We start from the raw sequence: 17,416 nt of genomic DNA on the forward strand, positions 1-17,416 counted from the left end.
GTCCCCGCTCACCCCCTGCCGCCGCGCCTCGGCCGCCATTCTGTGCCGATCCGGCGCCTCCATCGCCTGCTGGAAGATCAGGTCCTGCCCCCGGTCGGCCTTCGAAGATTGACGCGTTGGATCATCCGATTGGCGTGGTCGGTCATGTCGGCGACGCTGCCCGTGGGCACACTCGGGGGTCATGGATCTTCACCTAGGCTGAATCACCCGACCCCGCAGGAGAGCACGATGTCCAGAGGCGCCCCCATTCCCCGCAACCCCGAGAACGACTACACCCGCGAGCAGGCCACGCTACGCCGTGACTTCATCAAGGAGCAGACCGGTGCCGCGCTGGACACGGTCGGCCAGTACGCCATCGACCCGGCCGTCACCCAGGGCAATATCGAGAACTTCATCGGCGTGGTGCAGATGCCCCTGGGGCTGGCCGGCCCGCTCCGCATAGAGGGCGAGCATGCGCGCGGCGACTTCTACATCCCCATGGCCACCACCGAAGGCACGCTGCTGGCCAGCTACAGCCGAGGCATGCGCGCCATCAGTGCTTCCGGCGGGGTGAAGACCACGGTGGTCAAGCACTCCATGCAGCGGGCACCGGTGTTCTTCTTCGAGGATGCGCTGCAGGCCCGCGAGTTCGGCGTCTGGCTGGTGCGCGAGTTCGAGGCGATCAAGGCGGCGAGCGAAACCACCACCCGCAACGGCAAGCTGTTCGAGATCGAGCAGTACCCGGTGGCCAACATGCTCTACACCCGTTTCTGCTACACCACCGGCGATGCCGCCGGGCAGAACATGACCAGCAAGGCCACCTACGCCGCCTGCGAATGGATCAAGGCCAACCACCCGTTGCGGCCGCGATACATCCTTTCCGGCGCTATCGACACCGACAAGAAGCACTCGGCCATGAACATGATCCAGACCCGGGGCAAGCGGGTGATCGCCGAGTTCACCCTCAAGCGCGAGGTGGCCCACGAGTTGCTGCGCGTCGACCCCGCCAACCTCTACCGCTACCGGCAGATCGCCGCCGTGGGCGCCTTCCAGGCCGGCTCGGCCTACAGCGGCGCGCACTCGGCCAACGGGCTGGCGGCGATGTACATCGCCACCGGGCAGGACGCGGCCAACGTGGCCGAATCCCACGGCGGCATCACCTACGGGCAGTTGCTGGAGAACGGCGACTACTACTGGTCGGTGACCCTGCCCGCAGTGATCTGCGCCACCCATGGCGGCGGCACCAACCTGCCGACCCAGCGGGAATGCCTGGAGCTGCTGGGCTGCCACGGCGCCGGCAAGGCGGACAAGCTGGCGGAAATCATCGCGGCCGTGGTGCTGGCGGGGGACGTATCCCTGACCTCGGCGATCCTGGCCGGCGACTGGGTCAGCAGCCACGAGGCGCTGGGGCGCAACCGCTGAGGGTGCAGGCCCGGCTGGCGGGCCGGGCCTGCCCGCCTCTGCCACGGGCTCAGGGATAGGCCCGCTCGAACGCGCCGAGGTCGCAATTGACCAGGCCGTCGCCATCGCCATCACGCTGCCGGTCGAGGCCACGCTGGTCATGGCTGGCGCAATTGCCGACACCGGCGTCGATGGCGGCACTGGTGCGCCTGAGCGGGTGCACCAGGGCGCCGTTGTTGTCCTGCAGCGGGAACAGGTGGCGGGTGAAGGTCATCTCGTCGGCGATGTAGGTTTGCGCGATGCAGTTGCCGGCGTCCGTGCCAAGCAGCAGGCCGCGCGCGCGCAAATCCACCGCGCCCGGCTGGTTGCGGCAGTTGCGTACGTCCTCGAACTCGCTGGAGCGGTTGCCGGCGATCAGGCTGTTGCGCAGCAGCAGATCACCCCGGTTGGTCAGCCCCCAGCCGTCGTTGCCGGCGATGGTGACGTGGACCAGCTCGGCGCGGGACTGCGCGGACAGCTCCGTGAGCCAGGGGTGGCCATTCTCGAAGGCGCCACGCTCGATGCTGCGGTTGCCGGAGAGGGTGCTGTTGGCCAGGCGCATCCACCCGGCGTTGGCGATGGCCGAACCAAAGCCGCTGCGCAGCACCTGGTTGCCCTGGAAGGTGGTGCGGGCGATGTCCGCCGTGCCCTGGTTGTAGAGCGCGCCGCCCATGCCCATCTCGCTGTAGTCCGATGCCCAGTTGGCGGTGAACAGGCTGTCGCGGACGGTGATCGCGCCCTCGTTGTAGAGCGCTCCGCCGAGGCCCGCGCCCTGGGCCTCCTCACCGGCGTTGCGGTTGTCGCGGAAGGTCGTGCGCTGCACCTCGAGCACGCCGAAGTTGGCGATGGCCCCGCCGTTGCCGGCCAGCGCTGCCGGATAGGGCATGTAGACGGCGACGCGGTTGCCGACCAGTTCCACCTGGTACAGGTACAGCTGGCCACGGTTGAGCACGGCGCCGCCGTCGTAGATCTGGCGGCCGCCGGTGAGGGTCAGCCCGCGCAGCCGTACCTGCGCGCCGGCGTGTACATGAAGCAGGCGGTCCAGGCCCTGGCCGTCGAGGCGGGTCACGCCCACGCCCTTGCCGATCAGGCTCACCCGGCCATGGACATCGAAGTCGCCGATGGCGTTGGCATCTTCCTCCACCGGCCAGTTCAGGCCGGGGTCGGGGTTGGCCTTGTGCAACAGGTAGTCGCCGGCCTCCAGGCGGATGACGCTCTCCCCCGGCGCGGCGTTGGCGGCCGAGACGGCCTCGCGCAGCGAGCAGTGGGCCGGCGTGCACTGGCCATCGTCCTCGTCGGCAAAGGTGCTGACCCGCAGGTCCAGCGCATCGGCGGCCAGGGGCGAGGCCAGGGAAAAGGTGAGCAGCAGGGTTCGGTGGCAATGGCCTGGCATGGGAAATTCCTCGTTCAGGAATCAGCGCTCGACAGCCCGGCTGAGGCCAACATCACTGTGGATTCAGGACTACTGCGGCGGGTGCCGCTAGCAACTGACCCGCCGAACCCACGGAAGATTCCTGAAGACTGTTCCTGCGCCTGCCGAACGCCCCGCTCAATGCGCCTGCAATCGCTCCAGCAGGTTCTGCAGTTCCGCCTCCGCCGCCTTGAGCGAGGCGTCCATGGCGATCTCCCAGGGGCGGCGCAAGGGCTCGAGGTCGCGCTCGGCGTCGACCTTCAGGCACCACTGGAAGTGGTCGTGCCAATCCCCCAGGGCGCCTTGCACGGCCTTGAGAGAGGCCGCGGCCTTGGGCGAAATCGGCGACAGGCTCGGGTAGGCCTCGTGGGCATAGCGCATGCGCTTGACCAGGATGCGCAGTGCGTGGCGGTCATAGGCAGGGTCCTGCAGGGCGGCGACCAGCAGGTCGCGCTGCTTCTTCAGGCGCTTGCGGATGAAGTCGCGCAGCGCTCGCAACTCGCCCGCCCGCTGGGCATCGCGGAACAGCTCCGGCCAGTCGTCCAGGCAGGTCATCAACCGGCGCATGGTGGGGCTGTCCTCGACCATCCGGTAGCCCTGCTCCAGGCGCTGGCGCCGTGGCTGCGCCAGGTCGGGCAGCCCCTGCCGCTGCAGCTCGATGATCATCACCTCCAGATCGCGGATCGGTGTGGTCAGCCGCCCCACTTCGGCTGCTGCGGCGTCCAGCTCGCGCACCGACTCCAGGTTGCGGATGGGCCGCAGCAGGCTGCGCAGCCGGCGCAGGCCGATGCGCAGGTCGTGCAGCGCCTCGTCATCCGTGCGACAGAGCAGGCGCACGCAGCTGTGGTGAATCCCCAGTTCTATTCGAAGCACTTGCGCAACGATCGAGTCGACGAAGGACATCGGGCACTCCAGGGTGAGTAATCAGTGGCCGGCGTGGAGCCGGGCCTAGCATAAGGGCGTTGGCACAACGCCAGGAACACGGGATTCGTCACGCCATTTTTCCTACCGGCGCGGGCATGCTGCGCCCCCTGCATGACGGTCATGCCTTCACGTGCAGCACCATGGCGCCGAGCAGCACCAGCGTCACCCCGACGACCTGGATCGTCGACAGGCGCTCCTCGAGGAACAGGTAGCCGAGGATCGCCGCGACACCGCCCGACAGGGTGCTGATCACCGTGACCACCGCCACCGAACCCGCCATCGCCCCGAGCGCGAACGCCGAGAAACCGCCCAGGTTCATCAGGCTGGTACCGGCCAGCGCGAAGGCCTGGCGCGGGCCGGGCACCTTCAGGCTGTCGCGGCTTCTCAGCATCAGCGTCAGCAGCACGCCTATACCCACCAGGTAGCCCAACCAGAGCATGCCGACCGTCCCCAGCCGGGGCAGCGTGAAATGGCCCTGCAGCCAGAGGCTGGTGCCGTAGAGCAACGCCCCGAGCAAAGCGTAGGCGACGGAACGGCGGGGCTCGATATGCCGCGGGATATCCGCGCCCTTCTGGATGCTGGAGAGAATCACCCCGAGCACGCACAGGCTGATGCACGCCAGTTGCAACAGGCTGAGCCGCTCGCCGCTGGCCCAGGACAGCAGCGTGGTGACCACGCCATAGGAGGTGATCAGCGGCGCGATGATCGTCGCCTTGCCGATGGAGAAGGCCTTCGACAACGCCAGCGCGCCAGAGACGGTGAACATGGCCGCCAGCACACCCATGCCCCAGTCCCCGGGCGCTGCGCTGGCGAGCCTGTCGAAGAACGCAGGGACGGCCGCCAGCAACAGGCTCATCAGCACCAGGCCCAGGGCCTGGCTGAAGAACACCGCCCGCTTCACCCCGACGGCCCGGGCATTGAGCCCCACCATCAGATCCGTACCACCCCAGAGCAGGGCGGCGAGCAAGCCCATGAACACGTCCATGTCCGGCCTCCGCCATCGCATCCATCGAAGAAAAGACCTCGACTATGCCTCGGCGGGTAAGCGGCCAGCCAGTATCAGTTCGGCTGTTTCTGCCCATGGCAGTTCATCGACAGCGCCGGTGGCGGCAGATGCCCCGGCGGCTCATCGCGGCATTTCTCCCGGCTGGACGTCAGGGCCCATCACCGGCTCGATGCCCCAGTCGCCCTGCTCGTGCCAACCCTCCCCGAAGGTCTCGATGGGGTGCATGGTGCGGTCGGCACCATTGCCGCACGCCAGGTCACTCGCCGCGCAGTAGCGGTCGCACCCCCAGCAGATGCGCTCGGGGTGCCGGGGATTCACGGGAAAGGGCTTGGCCATGTGGACGCTCGGTTTGGTCTGGGAATGCCTCACGTTACCGCGCACGCGCCGCAGCGCCTTGATCGCGATCAAGAGCACCAGGCACCCGCCCTCCTGCGCTGGCCATCACCACCAGCCATGGGCGCACCACCGTCCCGTGAAACATCGCCCGCGGTTGTTGCAGCGGCCACAGGCAGATCGCTACCATGCGAATAATTCTCAATCACCAACCTGAGTTCCCGACCGGGAAACAAGGCATGTCTGCGGCAGTCCCCTTTCCAGCACGCTATCCACGCGCCCTACAGCGACCATCACGGCTGGCTGTTCACCTGGCTGCGCCAGAAGCTCGGCGCACGCTACAAGGGCAGCACTGCCGCCCTACACCCTGCTCGAGGCCATGGCCAGCTACGGCATCGGCGACAACTGGGGCGTGACGGTCAACGCCAACAACCTGGCCAACAAGAAGTCCAGCTACTGCGAGTTGGCCACCTGCCGCTACGGCGGCGAAAGCCCCGCACCGCCCTTGACCCGCCGGCTCGGCCCTGCACCGCCGGCGTTACATTCCAACGCCCCAGCAAGGAGCTGCCATGTCCCTGATCTCGCAACGTGTTGAACTCGCGCGCAACGGCGCCAACGACAAGGTTATCTGCCGCATGGCCTCGGGTTGGGCCGTGATGGGGGACGTGCAGTTCCTGCCGGGCTACTGCCTGCTCCTGCCCGATCCCGTGGTGCCGAGCCTGAACGACCTGCACGGCGACGCCAGGACGGCCTACCTGCTCGACATGGCCCGCCTCGGCGACGCGGCGCTCCAGGCAACCGGTGCGCTGCGCATGAACTACGAGATCCTCGGTAACTCAGAGCCGGAACTGCACTGCCACATCTTCCCGCGTTACGACGCGGAGCCTGAAGGCAGGCGCCGGATGCCGGTATGGTTCTACGACTGGAAAGCCGCCCCGCCCTATGACGAAGCCGTGCACGGCGCGCTGCGCATGCGCATCGCCCGGTTGCTGGAGGAATCCGCCCCGGGCGTGTGAGTGGCCCATACGGCTCAGAGCGCCTGCAGCAACCTCTCCAGTTGCCCCCGCTCCCACTGGCTCAACAACTGCGTGGGATCGGTGCCGAACCGCGCCCAGCGCTCATGATCGCCGCGCCGGCCCTCGGGTGAGGTGCACTCGCTGCAGTGGTCGAGATGGCCGAGCTCGTTGTACAGCACCAACCGCCAGCCCTCGACATCCAGCGCCACGGCGCCGGAGCCTTCCCCGCTCCAGCCCCGCTGCCCGGCCTTGCGCAGGAGACGCACGCCAAGGGCGATGTCCTTGAGCAACTGGTAGACCTCACGGGCGGTGAGGAAGCGGTCGTTCGTCATGGGTTCACTCGTCGTTTGGTCCAGGGAAAGAGGTCATGGCCGGAGACAGTGCAGTCCGAATGGCCGTGAACCGTCCATGAAGCACGGAGCCACTTTGGGTGGGAGCGGTTCCACCGCGAAGGTTCCGGCGCCGTGTGCCGAGCACGAATGAATCCGCCCGCGAATAGGTGGCGCTGCGCGGAGCCTGGCGACGGAAGCCCGCTGCACAGGTGATCCGAGCCACCGCTCAAGGCACCAGCGGTGCCACCTCGGGCGCCGAATGGCAGAGGGATGGGGCGTCGTCCGCCCTGCCCGTCCGACTCACGAGGATGCCTGCGCAAACCACCTGGCCCTGCGACGCCTCAGCGCGCAAGCATCCTCTGCAACCCCAGCGCCACCAGGGCTGTGCCGGCGCTGCCGTTGATGCCCCGTTCTATACGCAGGTAGGACGCACGCAGGGCCGCGGAACCGAACACCCGGGCGAGCCCGATGTGCCAGCCGAACGACAGTGCGCCGATCAGCGCGACGGTGACCGGGTAGAACCACAGCGGCGCGCCGACCGGGAAGATGGCCGCGAAGGCACTGGTCCAGAAGGCCGCGCCCTTGGGGTTGGTCACGCAGGTCAGCAGGCCCGTGCGATAGGCCGCCAGCCGCGAACCGTTCAGCTCCGGCTGCTGCACATCCGTACGCCGTGGCACGGGACGGAAGGCGGACCACACCAGGCGGCCGCCGTACCAGACCAGGTAGGCAGCGCCCAGCAGGCGCACACCGGACTCCAGCCAGGGATGCTGCGACAGAAGGGTCGCCAGCCCGGCGATCGACACCACCACCCAGAACACCGAGCCGGTGGTGATCCCGAAGGCGACGTAGCGCGCATCCCGGTGCCGCTGGCTCAGGGCCATCTGGCTGAGGATGAAGAAGTTCGGCCCGGGGCTGGCGAGCACGGCCAGGTAGATGCCGCTGATCAGCAGCAGCGAATAGGCGTAGGTCATGGTCAGGGCTTCCGAGGGCTGGGGCGTTCTCGAACCCTACCAATGGCCCCCAAAGGGCCGATAGATACAGACGGCCCCGATTTTCGACATACAGGCTGCGTAGGACGGCGTAGAGCGAAGCGAAACCCATCAGGCGGCGCTACAGGCATCCCCCCAAACCGAACCCCGCCCCGTTGGGCCTCGCTGCGCTCGGCGCCAACCTACGACCCGGCCACGAACGCCTAGGGCACCACGCCTTCCCATTGCCTGCAACCCTTACAGCATGGGTTTCGCAAGGCTCTACCCATCCTACGCAACCGGAGTCGCCTCCCATTCCGTGTCCACACGACACAGGGATGATTCGCAGGATGGTGTAGAGCGAAGCGAAACCCATCAGGCGGCGCTACAGGCATCCCCCCAAATCGACCCCCGCCCCGTTGGGCCTCGCTGCGCTCGGCGCCAACCTACGACCCGGCCACGAACGCCGAGGGCATCACGCCTTCCCATTGCCTGAAACCCTGACAGCATGGGTTTCGCACGGCTCTACCCATCCTACGCAACCGTGGTCGCCTCCAATTCCGTGTCCACACGAGCCTTTGTAGGTCGGGTGTAACCCATGGGGCGACGGAACCAGGCGTCCCGAAATGTCCCGCGCCACCCCCCGCTAGAAAGCGGACTCCACCTGCCGATCGAGGTAGCACTCGAACCCCTTCGCCCACACCTTGAAGCGCACGCGGATGCCCTCGTGCAGCCAGTGCAGCGTGTACACATTGGGGTGGTCGTCCCGGTAGGTGGCGGCCACATCGAGCGTATTCAGGTGCTGGCGCGCAGCCTCGAGATCGACCGTCGCATCGCCCACGGTGTAGATCTCGAAGGCCTCGCGGCTGCCGTCCGAGAGCGCGACATAGTGGCCGAAGCCGTCGAAGGAATAGGCGTCGATCCCCTTCAGCAGGGCGAACAGCTCCGTCAGCTCCACATCCAGCAGCGAGGTGGCGCCCAACCGTTGCACGAAGGCATCCGGCTGGCCCTGCAGCTCCTGCAGGTAGCCGCTGATGAGCGGCGCGAACGGCCCCTCCATGAACGCCTTGTTGCGGCCACTGAATTTGACCTTGCGGGCCTTGGCCGGGGCGATGCTGCCGAGCTGGAGCTTGGTGGGCCGGCGGGCGAACGCCACCGTCTCGCCCTCGTACTCGCCCAGTTCGAAGGTGGCGGAGAAGGTGCAGGTCTTCTCGTGATCGTCGGCGGTCATCGCCGTCAGCCCGGACGCGCCCTTGTAGAGAAACAGGCGCCCGTCCTCGGCCTGCATGCGCATCACGCAGAAGCGTTCGAACTGCGATTCCTTCCACGCGTGGCTGAGCAGCGTGGCCTTGACCGTCACCCGCCCCTCGGGCAGGAACAGCTCGGCGCCCGCCTTCAGGGGCGGCTTGGGCATGAGCGCGGCACTGGCCTCGAAGGCCTTCTGCGACACCCGCTTCAGGCCGATGAAATGATGCCGCTGGCCGCCTTCGTCCCGCGACTCACTGAGCACCGTGCGGGTCGCGCCCAGGTGCACCAGGCCCGGGACCAGCCAGAGCGGCGGGTCGATGCGCCCGGCATAACCCGTCACCAGCAGCGTCGAATCCTCGCGCCCAAGGCGCTCGATATCGATGACCTGCTGCGGATCGTGAGCACCGACGGGCGCCAATGAAGCAAGGCTGGCGGTCAGTTCGTGGCCGTGGGCTTCGGCGGCAGCGCTCAAGGCCTGCAGCACCTGCTGCGCCTGCGCCTCATCGCTGAACTGCACACGCAGGGTGATGGCGGTTTCGGACATGGGTGGCAGTGCCTCCTTGCGGCTGCGGGCGGGGGTTGCCCGGGAAGGCACCCACGATACCGCGCCACCGGAACACCTGACTCGGCTGCAATAGCACATTGCCAACCCCGGCACAGAAACTGCCGCCGGAGTCTTCGGCGAACCCGGGCGGCAGGGCTCAACCGGCCTGCCGCAGCTCGGCGCTCCCAGCGCTGATGGGCATCACGCCGTTGTAGCGGAGAAAGAAGTCATCGGCGCGGGCGACGATCTGCGTGTACTGGCCGCGTAGCGCCAGCCGCATCATCTCCACCTGCAACTCCTCCTGCGCCACCATATATTCGAGAAACGCCCGTGCGTCCGCCGGCCCCTGGCGCTGCAGATCACGCAGCCAGGCCAGGTACTTCACCGTCTCGCGGTACACCAGCTTCAGCAGGGGCTGCTGCATCGCCAGTGGTAGCGACGACAGCACCCAGGCCTTGAGCCGGGTCAGTGGCCCCGGTGGACGGTGCAATCCCCAGCGGATGGCGGCGGCCTGGTAGCGCGGGCCGTTGAAGTGCTCCAGGTCCAGGTAGGTCCTCCAGAACACCCCTGGTCCCTCCTCGCCCAGCCGCTCGACCATGCGCCTGACGGCCAGCAGGGCGAAGGCCCGGTTGGCCAGTTCATGGCGGAACCCCTTGATGAATACCTTGGATGGCATGCTGCTTTTCACCTTCATTCAATGAAACTCGAAACGATGCTGGAACCCGCCACCCTGCGTCTCATGAACCGCCCCTGAGGCTGCCGATGTAGTCGACGATGGCCTGGCGCTCGGCGCCCTCACCGATCTGCAGCGAGATGCCGCGCATCCAGAGGCCCAGCTCGTCGGCATGCGCCTCGCCACCCCGCACACCCTGGACATAGTGCGTGAGCTGGCGCTCCAGGTAGGCGGCATCCAGCAGGCCGAGGTTCGGTGTACGCAGGTGGGCGAAGCCCTGGCCGGCAGGCCCGTGGCAGGCGGCGCAGGTGCCCTGGTAGAGCGCCTCGCCTCGGCTGGCATCCGCCGCCGGAGGCACCTCGTCCGCCGCCACGTCCAGGCGTGAGAAGTAGCGGGCCAGCGGCTCGAAGTCGCGCTCCTGCATCCTGGCGACCACCCCGCGCATCTGCGCGCCGTGCAGGTCGCGGGCGTCATAGCCACGGCGCCCGGCCTTGAAGTTGCGCAGCTGGTCGAGCAGGTACTCGGCCTGTTGCCCCGCCAGGCGCGGCGCCCCGAGCAGGGCATTGCCCTGGCCCTGCCCGCCGTGGCAGGCCGTGCAGTTGAAGGCCTGGGTGGGTATCGCCTCGGCCTGGGCGTGGAGCGTCGCGGCGAGCAGCAGCGCGCCGGTAAAGAAACTGACCTTCATGGCTTCAGGTTCCCTGTGGTTTTTCTTGCTCGGCGATCCGCTGCAGCAACTCGCTGCGGACCCGTTGGACATCGGCCGGCACCGCCCGCCGCCACCCGCTCAGCTCGACGCCGGTGTAGGGCTTGAAGCCCGCGGGCACCCCGGCCGCATCGAAGGTCGCCAGCATCCAGTTGAGGACGCCGGCCAGCGCCTCGTCGGAGAGCCCCGACAGCGCCGAGCCCGGCACCTGCACCAGGTACTCGCGCCCGCCCGGCACGCCGAGGAACTTGCCCAGCTGCCCGGGGAACGCCGGCACCTGCCGCTGCGGGTTGCCGCTGCCGTCGGGCAGGTGGCAGCCCTGGCAATTGAGCATGTAGTCGAACTGCCGGGGCTCGGTGGCCCGGGCCGCCAGCGAACCCGCCAGCAGCAGCCCGGCCAGGGCGAGGTGGAACAGTGGCCGCCCCGGCATGGCTATTCCTTCACCCCGATCACCACCGACAACGAGCAGTGATAGGGCATGTCGGCATGGCTGCCGGAGCACCAGTTGAGGTCGTTGGAGCTCTGCGGGCGGTACAACGGCGTATCACCCTGGTCGCGCTGGCAGACGCAGCGCCCGCAATTGCTCTTGCCGCAGCAATCGTTGTACGAGATCACGTAGTCCTTGCCGTCGGACGGGTTGCGGCAGGTGCCGATCCAGGTGATGTCCGAGCGCACGGTGCCCGGCGGGCAGCTGTTCACCGTGCCGCCGCAACAGCCGCAGAGAAAGCCGTCGATGGCGCAGTGGCGCCAGTAGTCGCAGCTGTCGGGGTCGCCGCTCTCCACCAGGGAGGGGCTGGTCTGGGCGAAGGCGCCGCTGCGGAACACCGGCAGCAGGGTGGCCGCCCCGGCGCCGATCATCAGCGTACCCAGCCCCCCGAGGAACCCGCGCCGCGAGGTGCCGCGCGCCACCCGGCGGGAAAGCATCTCCACGGCTTCGTCGAACCATTTGATCGTCATATTCAGTGCACCTGCTCGAAAAGGACGGGCTGTGCGGCGCGGTAGGCCTGGATGGAGGCGAAGCCCAGGTCCTGGGCTTCCAGCAGGCTCTCCAGGTGTTCGCGGCTGTTGACCAGGCCGTGGGTGACCACGGTGCCGCTGGCGTCGATCAGCACGCCGTAGGGCAGCTTGCTGATCTGGTAGGCCAGCCCGACCTCCCGCGACAGCACATAGGGGAAGGCCTGCAGGCGCTGCGCCGCGATGAACGCCTGGTGCGCGTCCGCCTCGCCGTCGCTGGCCAGTACCACCCGCAGACGCGCCCGCTCCTGCTGGCGCAGGGAGGCCAGCACCGGCAGCAGCGTCTTGCACACCGGGCAGCTTTCGGAGAGGAAGAACAGCAGGGTCGACTGCCCCTGGGCATTGGCGCCACCCAGGCTGACCGAGCCGCCGGTCAGGCTCGGCAGGGTGAAGCGTGGCGCCGTCTCACCAGCCTGGATGGCCTTGCCCAGGGACAGTGCGCCCACGGGGCGGAGGCGCTCGTGCAGCAGGCCGACCTGGCGGGCCAGTGCCCAGACGGCGAGGATCAACCCCAGGTTCATCAGCCAGGAAAGCAGCCCGGAAACGATCAGGGCATGGGTCATGGTCATCACGGTTCCCTCAGGGATAGGCGGTTGGAAATCAGCAGGTTCGCCAGCAGGTAAAGCGCCACGCCGCAGCCGAGGGCGAACCCCAGGACGGGCGCGTCGAGCCCGGTCAGCGGCCGCGCCGCCACCGGTGCCAGCAGGTTGAGCGCCAGCGCCACCAGCAGCAGGTTGCGCCAGGCCAGCGCGGTGCTCGGGGGTTGGCGCGTGCCGCCGAGGTGGCAACCGCAATCCCCGATCACCGCGCCACGGCGCGCACCGAGAGCCAGCACGGCGGCATACAGGGCCAGCAGCAGCGCAGCCGGCCAGGCAGCCGAGGGCGACCAGAAGCTCGCCAGCACACCCACGGCGGCCAGCAGCTCCAGCAGCGGCAGCGCCCAGGCCAGAGCAGCCACGGGCAGGCGGCCGCCAAAGGCGTGGTCATAGCCCGCCAGCACCTGGGCGAAGCCCGGCCGATCGCGCAGCTTGTGCAGCGCCGAGGCGCCCAGCAGCAGTGCCAGCCCGGCGGCGCTGGTGAGGTGCACGACGGGGTCGTGCAGGTAGGCGGCGATCACCATGGCGCCACCACGTTCATGGCGCCCAGGGGGATGTCGCCGATGCTGCGCAGATGCTCGCCGCTGTTCGCGTCGTAGAGGTTGATGCCCTGGCGCAGCAGCGGCATCAGCCCCGCCTCGCCTTGGGTCAGGTAGATCCACAGGGTGAAAATGCCCGGCATCGGCGCCACCCAGTCCAGGCTGTAGAGGCGCGGCTGCTCGCCCTGGCTGACGCCGATGGCGGTGCTTTGCTCGTCCAGCTCGATGCGTGCCAGGCGCTTCTGGCGGCGCACGTCGAAGACCCACACCTCGGTGCCCGGCTTCTGGTAGTTCTCCGGCTTGTCCTGGTGCATGAGCACGAACAGCCGACCGCTGTTCACATGCAACGCGGTGCCGTGGTTGCCGGCGATGCCCCAGCCGTCGGCGCGCTCGGCGTCGCTGACCAGCGACCAGTGCGCCGCCGCCTCGATGCCCTCGGCGCCCATGCGCAGGCCATAGGCGTTGTTCTGCTGGGAGACGAAGTACCAGGTATCCCCCAGGCGCGAGCCGGTGGTCAGCAGCAGGTCCTGCAGCGGGTCGAACAGCGGCTGGGTACGTTCCTGGGCAGCGACCTGGCCCTGGTCGTCCAGGCGCAGGTGGAAGAAGCCGCCGTTGCCGCAGATGGCGTAGAAATCACGCGGGCCAGCCGGGTAGAGGGAGGCGCACCCGGGGATCGCAACCTCGCCGACGAAGCGCCGCTGTTCCAGGTCGACGATGGAGACCGACTGCGCCGGGGTGAAGTTGAGCACCAGCAGGAAGCGCTCGTCATCCGACAGCACGCTGAGGCCGGTGGAGATCAGCGCGGTCATGCGCTTGGGCGGGATTTCGATCTCGTGCTTGGGGCTCAGGGTGCGGGCGTCGTAGACGGTGACCACGTCGCTGCGGGTGCCGCGCACGCCCCGGCTGAAGTAGATCTCGCTGGCGTACAGCTCGTCGCGGCGGTGCGACATGACCAGGCCGTTGCTCCACATGCCGGTGCTCAGCAATCCACGGCTACGACCGCTGTCATCGAACAGGTAGGCGCGGCCGTCGACCATGTTCGGCGCGTTGCTGCCCCAGATCCAGAACCAGTTCTGCCCACGGTGATCGCCCAGCACCTCGACCCCGGCCTGCTCCGGCACGAAGGCAGCCAGGGTGGGCTGCGCCAGCGCGCCGAGGGAAAGGCCACAAAGCAGGTATCGCAACGAACGCATCAGCATGGGGAAGAGACTCCGTGGTGTCTGGAGGACCCGTGGGGCGGGCGCCCCGCCTGGTTGGAAGCCTATCGACGGGGTTGCCCGGGTGACTTGCCCCGAGGTGACAACTGGCTTGGCATCCGGCGTCATTTCCCTTCACCGCCCTCTTGGGTGACCACGCCGGCGGCGCCGAACAGCAGCAGTTGCCCGCCCGCACCCTGGGCCAGCGCCGCGAGGTTGAGGCGGTCCTCCCGCTGCAGCGCCGTGAAGCGCGCGACACCTGCATCGGAGAGCGCCACCAGGCCGCCGTTGCCCACCAGCGCCACGCGGCCATCGCACAGCTGGGTGAGCGCGGTGATGGCCTCGCTGCTGCCACTGTCCAGCACGCGCCAGTGCCGCCCCTGGGGGTCACCCAGCAGCACCCGCCCGCTCATGCCGGCCAGCAGCACGCGGCCATCGCGCAGCGCCGCCCCGCTCCACAGCGAGCCGCTGGCGCCGGTGTCCAGCGCCTGCCAGGTGGCGCCACCATCCCCGGAGCGATAGGCGTTGCCCGCCTCCGCGGCGATGAACAGGCTGCCGTCGCGGCTGGCGAACACCTGGTTGAGGTGGAAGTCGTCACCGCCCTCCCCGACCGCCAGGCGCTGCCAGGTCTGCCCGCCGTCGCGGGTCTGCGCGGCGTAGCCGTAGGCACCGACGACGATGCCGTGGCGCGCATCGCCGAACCACACCGAGAGCAGCACCGGCTGCCCGTCCAGGCGCTGTTGCAGGGTCCAGTTCTCGCCGCCGTCCTCGCTGTGCAGCAGCACCCCGCCGTGGCCTACCGCCCAGCCCTGGCGCCCATCGACGAAGCTCAGTGCGGTGAGCAGGCCGTCCACCGGCACGCCCTGGGCCTGGCGCCAGGTACGGCCGTCGTCGGAGAGCAGGATCACGCCGTGGTCGCCCACCGCCACCAGGCGCGGCCCGGCCTGGGCCACCGCCACCAGCGGCGCCCGTTGCGGGGCGTCGAGGGCGATGGCCGGAACCACCGCCTCGGCGGCGCAAAAAGGGCTGGCAACGGCCAGCAGCAGCGCCGCCAGGGGCAGGCGCGGAAAACGCATCGCAGGCATCGGCATCGTCCTCGTCAGTGCGCGACCAGGGGCGCGCGAACCGGCCCCCGACGCGGAATCAGGGTTTCCAGCACCACGGCCAGGGCCGGCAGCAGGGTGATCGCCATGACCATGTTGGCCATGAACATGAAGGTGAGCAGCAGGCCCATGTTGGCCTGGAACTTCAGCGCCGAGAAGGCCCAGGTGGCGACACCGACCGACAGCGTCAGTGCGGTGAACACCGTGGCCACGCCCACCTCGCGCAGGGCCTGCTGGAAGGCGCTGACGATGTCGCGCCCCTCGGCGAGGTGCATCTGCAGGCGGTTGTAGATGTAGAAGGCGTAATCCACGCCTATGCCCACCGCGAGCACCATCACCGGCAGCGTCGCCACGGTCAGGCCGATGTCCAGGGCCTTCATGAACCAGTAGCCGAGGAAGGTCGCCAGGGTCAGCGGCAGGCAGCAGGCGAGCATCGCCCGCCAGTCGCGGTAGACCAGGAACACCAGCAGCACGATGGTCAGGTAGACGTAGAGCATCATCGGCAGCTCGGAGGCCTCCACCACCTCGTTGGTGGCGGCCTGCACACCGGCATTGCCGCTGGCCAGGCGCACCGTCACACCCGCCATGGCGTGGGCAGCGCGGTACGCCTCCACCGCCTGCACCACGCCTTTCAGGGTGCTGGCCTTGTGGTCGGCCAGGTACAGGTTGACCGGCAGCAGGGTGCAGTCGGCGTTGTACAGGCGCAGCGCCTCGGGCACCTGGCGCACCGCCTCGCCGAGGGAGAGTTCGTCCCGGGGCAGCGCCGCCCATTTCGGGTTGCCCTCGTTGACCCCGGAGGCCGCGAGCTTGGTCAGCGCCGGCAGCGACTGCGCCGAGAGCACGCCGGGCACGTTGCCCAGCTGCCAGGTGAGACGGTCGACGTAGGCCATCACGTCGTGGCGGTAGCAGCCGCCGGCCGGGGTCTCCACGGCGACGGTGAACAGGTCCAGGCCCAGGGCGAAGTGGCTGACCACGCTCTGCACGTCGAGGTTGTAGCGCGAATCCGCGTGCAGCTCGGGCGCCCCCGGCAGCACGTGCCCCACATGGCGCCCCTGGCTCTGCCACACCGCCAGCACCATCAGCGCCAGGCCGAGCACCGTGCACAGCGCCGCGTTGCGCGGCTCGGCGATGCGCCCGAGGCGGGCCATCAGCGCGTCACGTCGCGCCCGCAGGCGCTCCATGCGGGCGACGTAGGCCGGGGTGAAGCTGAAGTAGCTGGCCAGCACCGGCAGCATGATCAGGTTGGTGACGATCTTGTAGGCCACACCCACCGAGGCGGTAATGGCCAGCTCGCGGATCATCGGGATGGGCACCAGCACCAAAGTGGCGAAACCGACGAAGGCGGTGATCAGCGCCAGGGTGCCGGGAATCAGCAGGCCGACGAAGCTGCGCCGCGCGGCGGTCATGCCATCGGCACCGGCACACACCTCCTTGGCGATGAAATTGACCTGCTGCACGCCGTGGGACACGCCGATGGCGAACACCAGGAACGGCACCAGGATCGCCAGCGGGTCGAGCCCGAAGCCCAGCAGCGTGAGGGTGCCGAACTGCCAGACCACCGACACCAGCGAGCAGAACAGCGGCAGGAAGGTGAGCACCAGCGAGCGCGTGTAGCCGTACACCGCCAGTGCGGTGAGCACCAGGGCCAGGGCGAAGAACTCCACCACGCTGCGCGCCCCCGCGCCGATATCGCCCATCTGCTTGGCGAAGCCGATCACCTGCACGTCGTAGTCGGCGTCGGCGTACTTCGCCCGCACCTCGTCCTCCAGGCGCTGGCTGAATTCCAGGTAGTTCAGGGGCCGGCCGGTCTGCGGATCGGGGTCGGCCAGCTCGGCGACGACCATGGCACCGGAGTGGTCGTTGGCCACCAGGCTGCCGACGAAACCGCCCACCAGGGTGCGCTCGCGGATGCCGGCGATGGCGCGCGCGTCCAGGGTGCCCACCGTCACGTCGCCGCCGACCACGTCCTCGGCCTTCATGCCCTCCTCGGTGATCTGCACCGCGCGGGTGTTGGGCGTCCACAGCGAGGTGACGCTGCGGCGGTCCACCCCCGGCATGAAGAACAGCGTCTGGGTCAGCGCGTACAGGCGGGTCAGCGCCTGCTCGTTCCAGATGTCGCCGTGGCGGGCGTGCAGCACGACGATGATGCGGTTGGCGCCGAACAGCACGTCGCGGTACTGGTTGAAGGTCTTGATGAAGGCGTGCTGCTGCGGCAGCTGCTTGTCGAAGCCGGCCGACATCTCCAGGCGCGAGGCGAAAACGCCCATGACCAGGGTGATGGCGGCCAGCAGGCCGAGGGTCGCCAGGCGATGGCGGAACAACAGGCGCTCGAGCGCCGTGACCAGGAAAGCCAACATGGAATGCCTCGATACAACGGGTGCGCGGCTGGCG

18 protein-coding genes are annotated in these 17,416 nt (G+C 68.6%); 2 read left to right on the forward strand and 16 right to left on the reverse strand.

Annotated features, from left to right (window positions below; all coding sequences use genetic code 11):
* The first annotated feature begins 228 nt into the window (after positions 1 to 228).
* Positions 229 to 1,401: a hydroxymethylglutaryl-CoA reductase gene (locus ACYJSS_RS20410; RefSeq protein WP_111260245.1), complete on the forward strand. Its 1,173-nt coding sequence runs from the start codon at positions 229 to 231 to the stop codon at positions 1,399 to 1,401.
* A gap of 49 nt (positions 1,402 to 1,450) precedes the next feature.
* Here ACYJSS_RS20410 and ACYJSS_RS20415 read toward each other — a convergent pair whose 3' ends face one another.
* The 4 genes from ACYJSS_RS20415 to ACYJSS_RS20430 form a co-directional block, all read right to left on the reverse strand.
* The gene (locus tag ACYJSS_RS20415; RefSeq protein ID WP_236205539.1) at positions 1,451 to 2,812 is read right to left on the reverse strand and encodes a CSLREA domain-containing protein; all 1,362 of its coding nucleotides are present in this window, start codon (positions 2,810 to 2,812) and stop codon (positions 1,451 to 1,453) included.
* Between the two features lie 156 nt (positions 2,813 to 2,968).
* A complete protein-coding gene (locus ACYJSS_RS20420) occupies positions 2,969 to 3,733 on the reverse strand; it encodes a CHAD domain-containing protein (protein ID WP_236205538.1) in 765 nt (254 codons plus the stop codon).
* Positions 3,734 to 3,872: 139 nt separating this feature from the next.
* Positions 3,873 to 4,739, reverse strand: coding sequence for a DMT family transporter (locus ACYJSS_RS20425; RefSeq protein WP_236205537.1), 867 nt, complete (start codon positions 4,737 to 4,739; stop codon positions 3,873 to 3,875).
* Between the two features lie 141 nt (positions 4,740 to 4,880).
* A complete protein-coding gene (locus ACYJSS_RS20430) occupies positions 4,881 to 5,096 on the reverse strand; it encodes a DUF3079 domain-containing protein (protein ID WP_236205536.1) in 216 nt (71 codons plus the stop codon).
* A gap of 566 nt (positions 5,097 to 5,662) precedes the next feature.
* On the opposite strand from ACYJSS_RS20430, the gene ACYJSS_RS20435 reads away from it, so the two are divergent.
* On the forward strand, positions 5,663 to 6,109 hold the full coding sequence (locus tag ACYJSS_RS20435; protein WP_236205535.1) for an HIT family protein: 447 nt from the start codon (positions 5,663 to 5,665) through the stop codon (positions 6,107 to 6,109).
* A gap of 14 nt (positions 6,110 to 6,123) precedes the next feature.
* On the opposite strand, the gene ACYJSS_RS20440 is transcribed toward ACYJSS_RS20435, so the two are convergent.
* The 12 genes from ACYJSS_RS20440 to ACYJSS_RS20495 form a co-directional block, all read right to left on the reverse strand.
* Positions 6,124 to 6,441 (reverse strand): DUF7693 family protein, encoded by a 318-nt coding sequence (locus ACYJSS_RS20440; protein ID WP_236205534.1) that lies wholly within the window; start codon positions 6,439 to 6,441, stop codon positions 6,124 to 6,126.
* A 341-nt stretch (positions 6,442 to 6,782) separates the two neighbouring features.
* On the reverse strand, positions 6,783 to 7,412 hold the full coding sequence (locus tag ACYJSS_RS20445) for a LysE family translocator (protein ID WP_236205533.1): 630 nt from the start codon (positions 7,410 to 7,412) through the stop codon (positions 6,783 to 6,785).
* A 643-nt stretch (positions 7,413 to 8,055) separates the two neighbouring features.
* Positions 8,056 to 9,201, reverse strand: a complete 1,146-nt coding sequence (locus ACYJSS_RS20450) for a hypothetical protein (protein ID WP_236205532.1) — start codon at positions 9,199 to 9,201, stop codon at positions 8,056 to 8,058.
* 157 nt (positions 9,202 to 9,358) lie between these two features.
* Entirely contained in the window at positions 9,359 to 9,877 is a 519-nt protein-coding gene (locus tag ACYJSS_RS20455; protein WP_236205531.1) for a hypothetical protein, read from the reverse strand.
* A gap of 61 nt (positions 9,878 to 9,938) precedes the next feature.
* Positions 9,939 to 10,559 (reverse strand): c-type cytochrome, encoded by a 621-nt coding sequence (locus ACYJSS_RS20460; RefSeq protein WP_236205530.1) that lies wholly within the window; start codon positions 10,557 to 10,559, stop codon positions 9,939 to 9,941.
* Between the two features lie 4 nt (positions 10,560 to 10,563).
* Entirely contained in the window at positions 10,564 to 11,007 is a 444-nt protein-coding gene (locus ACYJSS_RS20465) for a c-type cytochrome (RefSeq protein ID WP_236205529.1), read from the reverse strand.
* A 2-nt stretch (positions 11,008 to 11,009) separates the two neighbouring features.
* A complete protein-coding gene (locus ACYJSS_RS20470; protein WP_373875123.1) occupies positions 11,010 to 11,528 on the reverse strand; it encodes a methylamine dehydrogenase light chain in 519 nt (172 codons plus the stop codon).
* A gap of 8 nt (positions 11,529 to 11,536) precedes the next feature.
* Entirely contained in the window at positions 11,537 to 12,160 is a 624-nt protein-coding gene (gene mauD / locus ACYJSS_RS20475) for a methylamine dehydrogenase accessory protein MauD (protein WP_236205527.1), read from the reverse strand.
* Positions 12,160 to 12,711 carry a MauE/DoxX family redox-associated membrane protein gene (locus tag ACYJSS_RS20480; protein ID WP_236205526.1) on the reverse strand — a complete coding sequence of 184 codons (552 nt, stop codon included), beginning with the start codon at positions 12,709 to 12,711 and terminating at the stop codon, positions 12,160 to 12,162. The genes mauD and ACYJSS_RS20480 overlap by 1 nt, the downstream gene beginning before the upstream one ends.
* A complete protein-coding gene (locus ACYJSS_RS20485; RefSeq protein ID WP_236205525.1) occupies positions 12,705 to 13,925 on the reverse strand; it encodes an amine dehydrogenase large subunit in 1,221 nt (406 codons plus the stop codon). Before ACYJSS_RS20485 ends, ACYJSS_RS20480 begins: the two co-directional genes overlap by 7 nt.
* A gap of 122 nt (positions 13,926 to 14,047) precedes the next feature.
* Complete coding sequence (locus ACYJSS_RS20490) at positions 14,048 to 15,007, reverse strand: WD40/YVTN/BNR-like repeat-containing protein (protein ID WP_236205524.1); 960 nt, start codon at positions 15,005 to 15,007, stop codon at positions 14,048 to 14,050.
* A 14-nt stretch (positions 15,008 to 15,021) separates the two neighbouring features.
* Positions 15,022 to 17,382: an efflux RND transporter permease subunit gene (locus ACYJSS_RS20495; protein ID WP_236205523.1), complete on the reverse strand. Its 2,361-nt coding sequence runs from the start codon at positions 17,380 to 17,382 to the stop codon at positions 15,022 to 15,024.
* Positions 17,383 to 17,416: the final 34 nt, after the last annotated feature.

Source organism: Pseudomonas sp. No.21 (genome assembly GCF_054558415.1).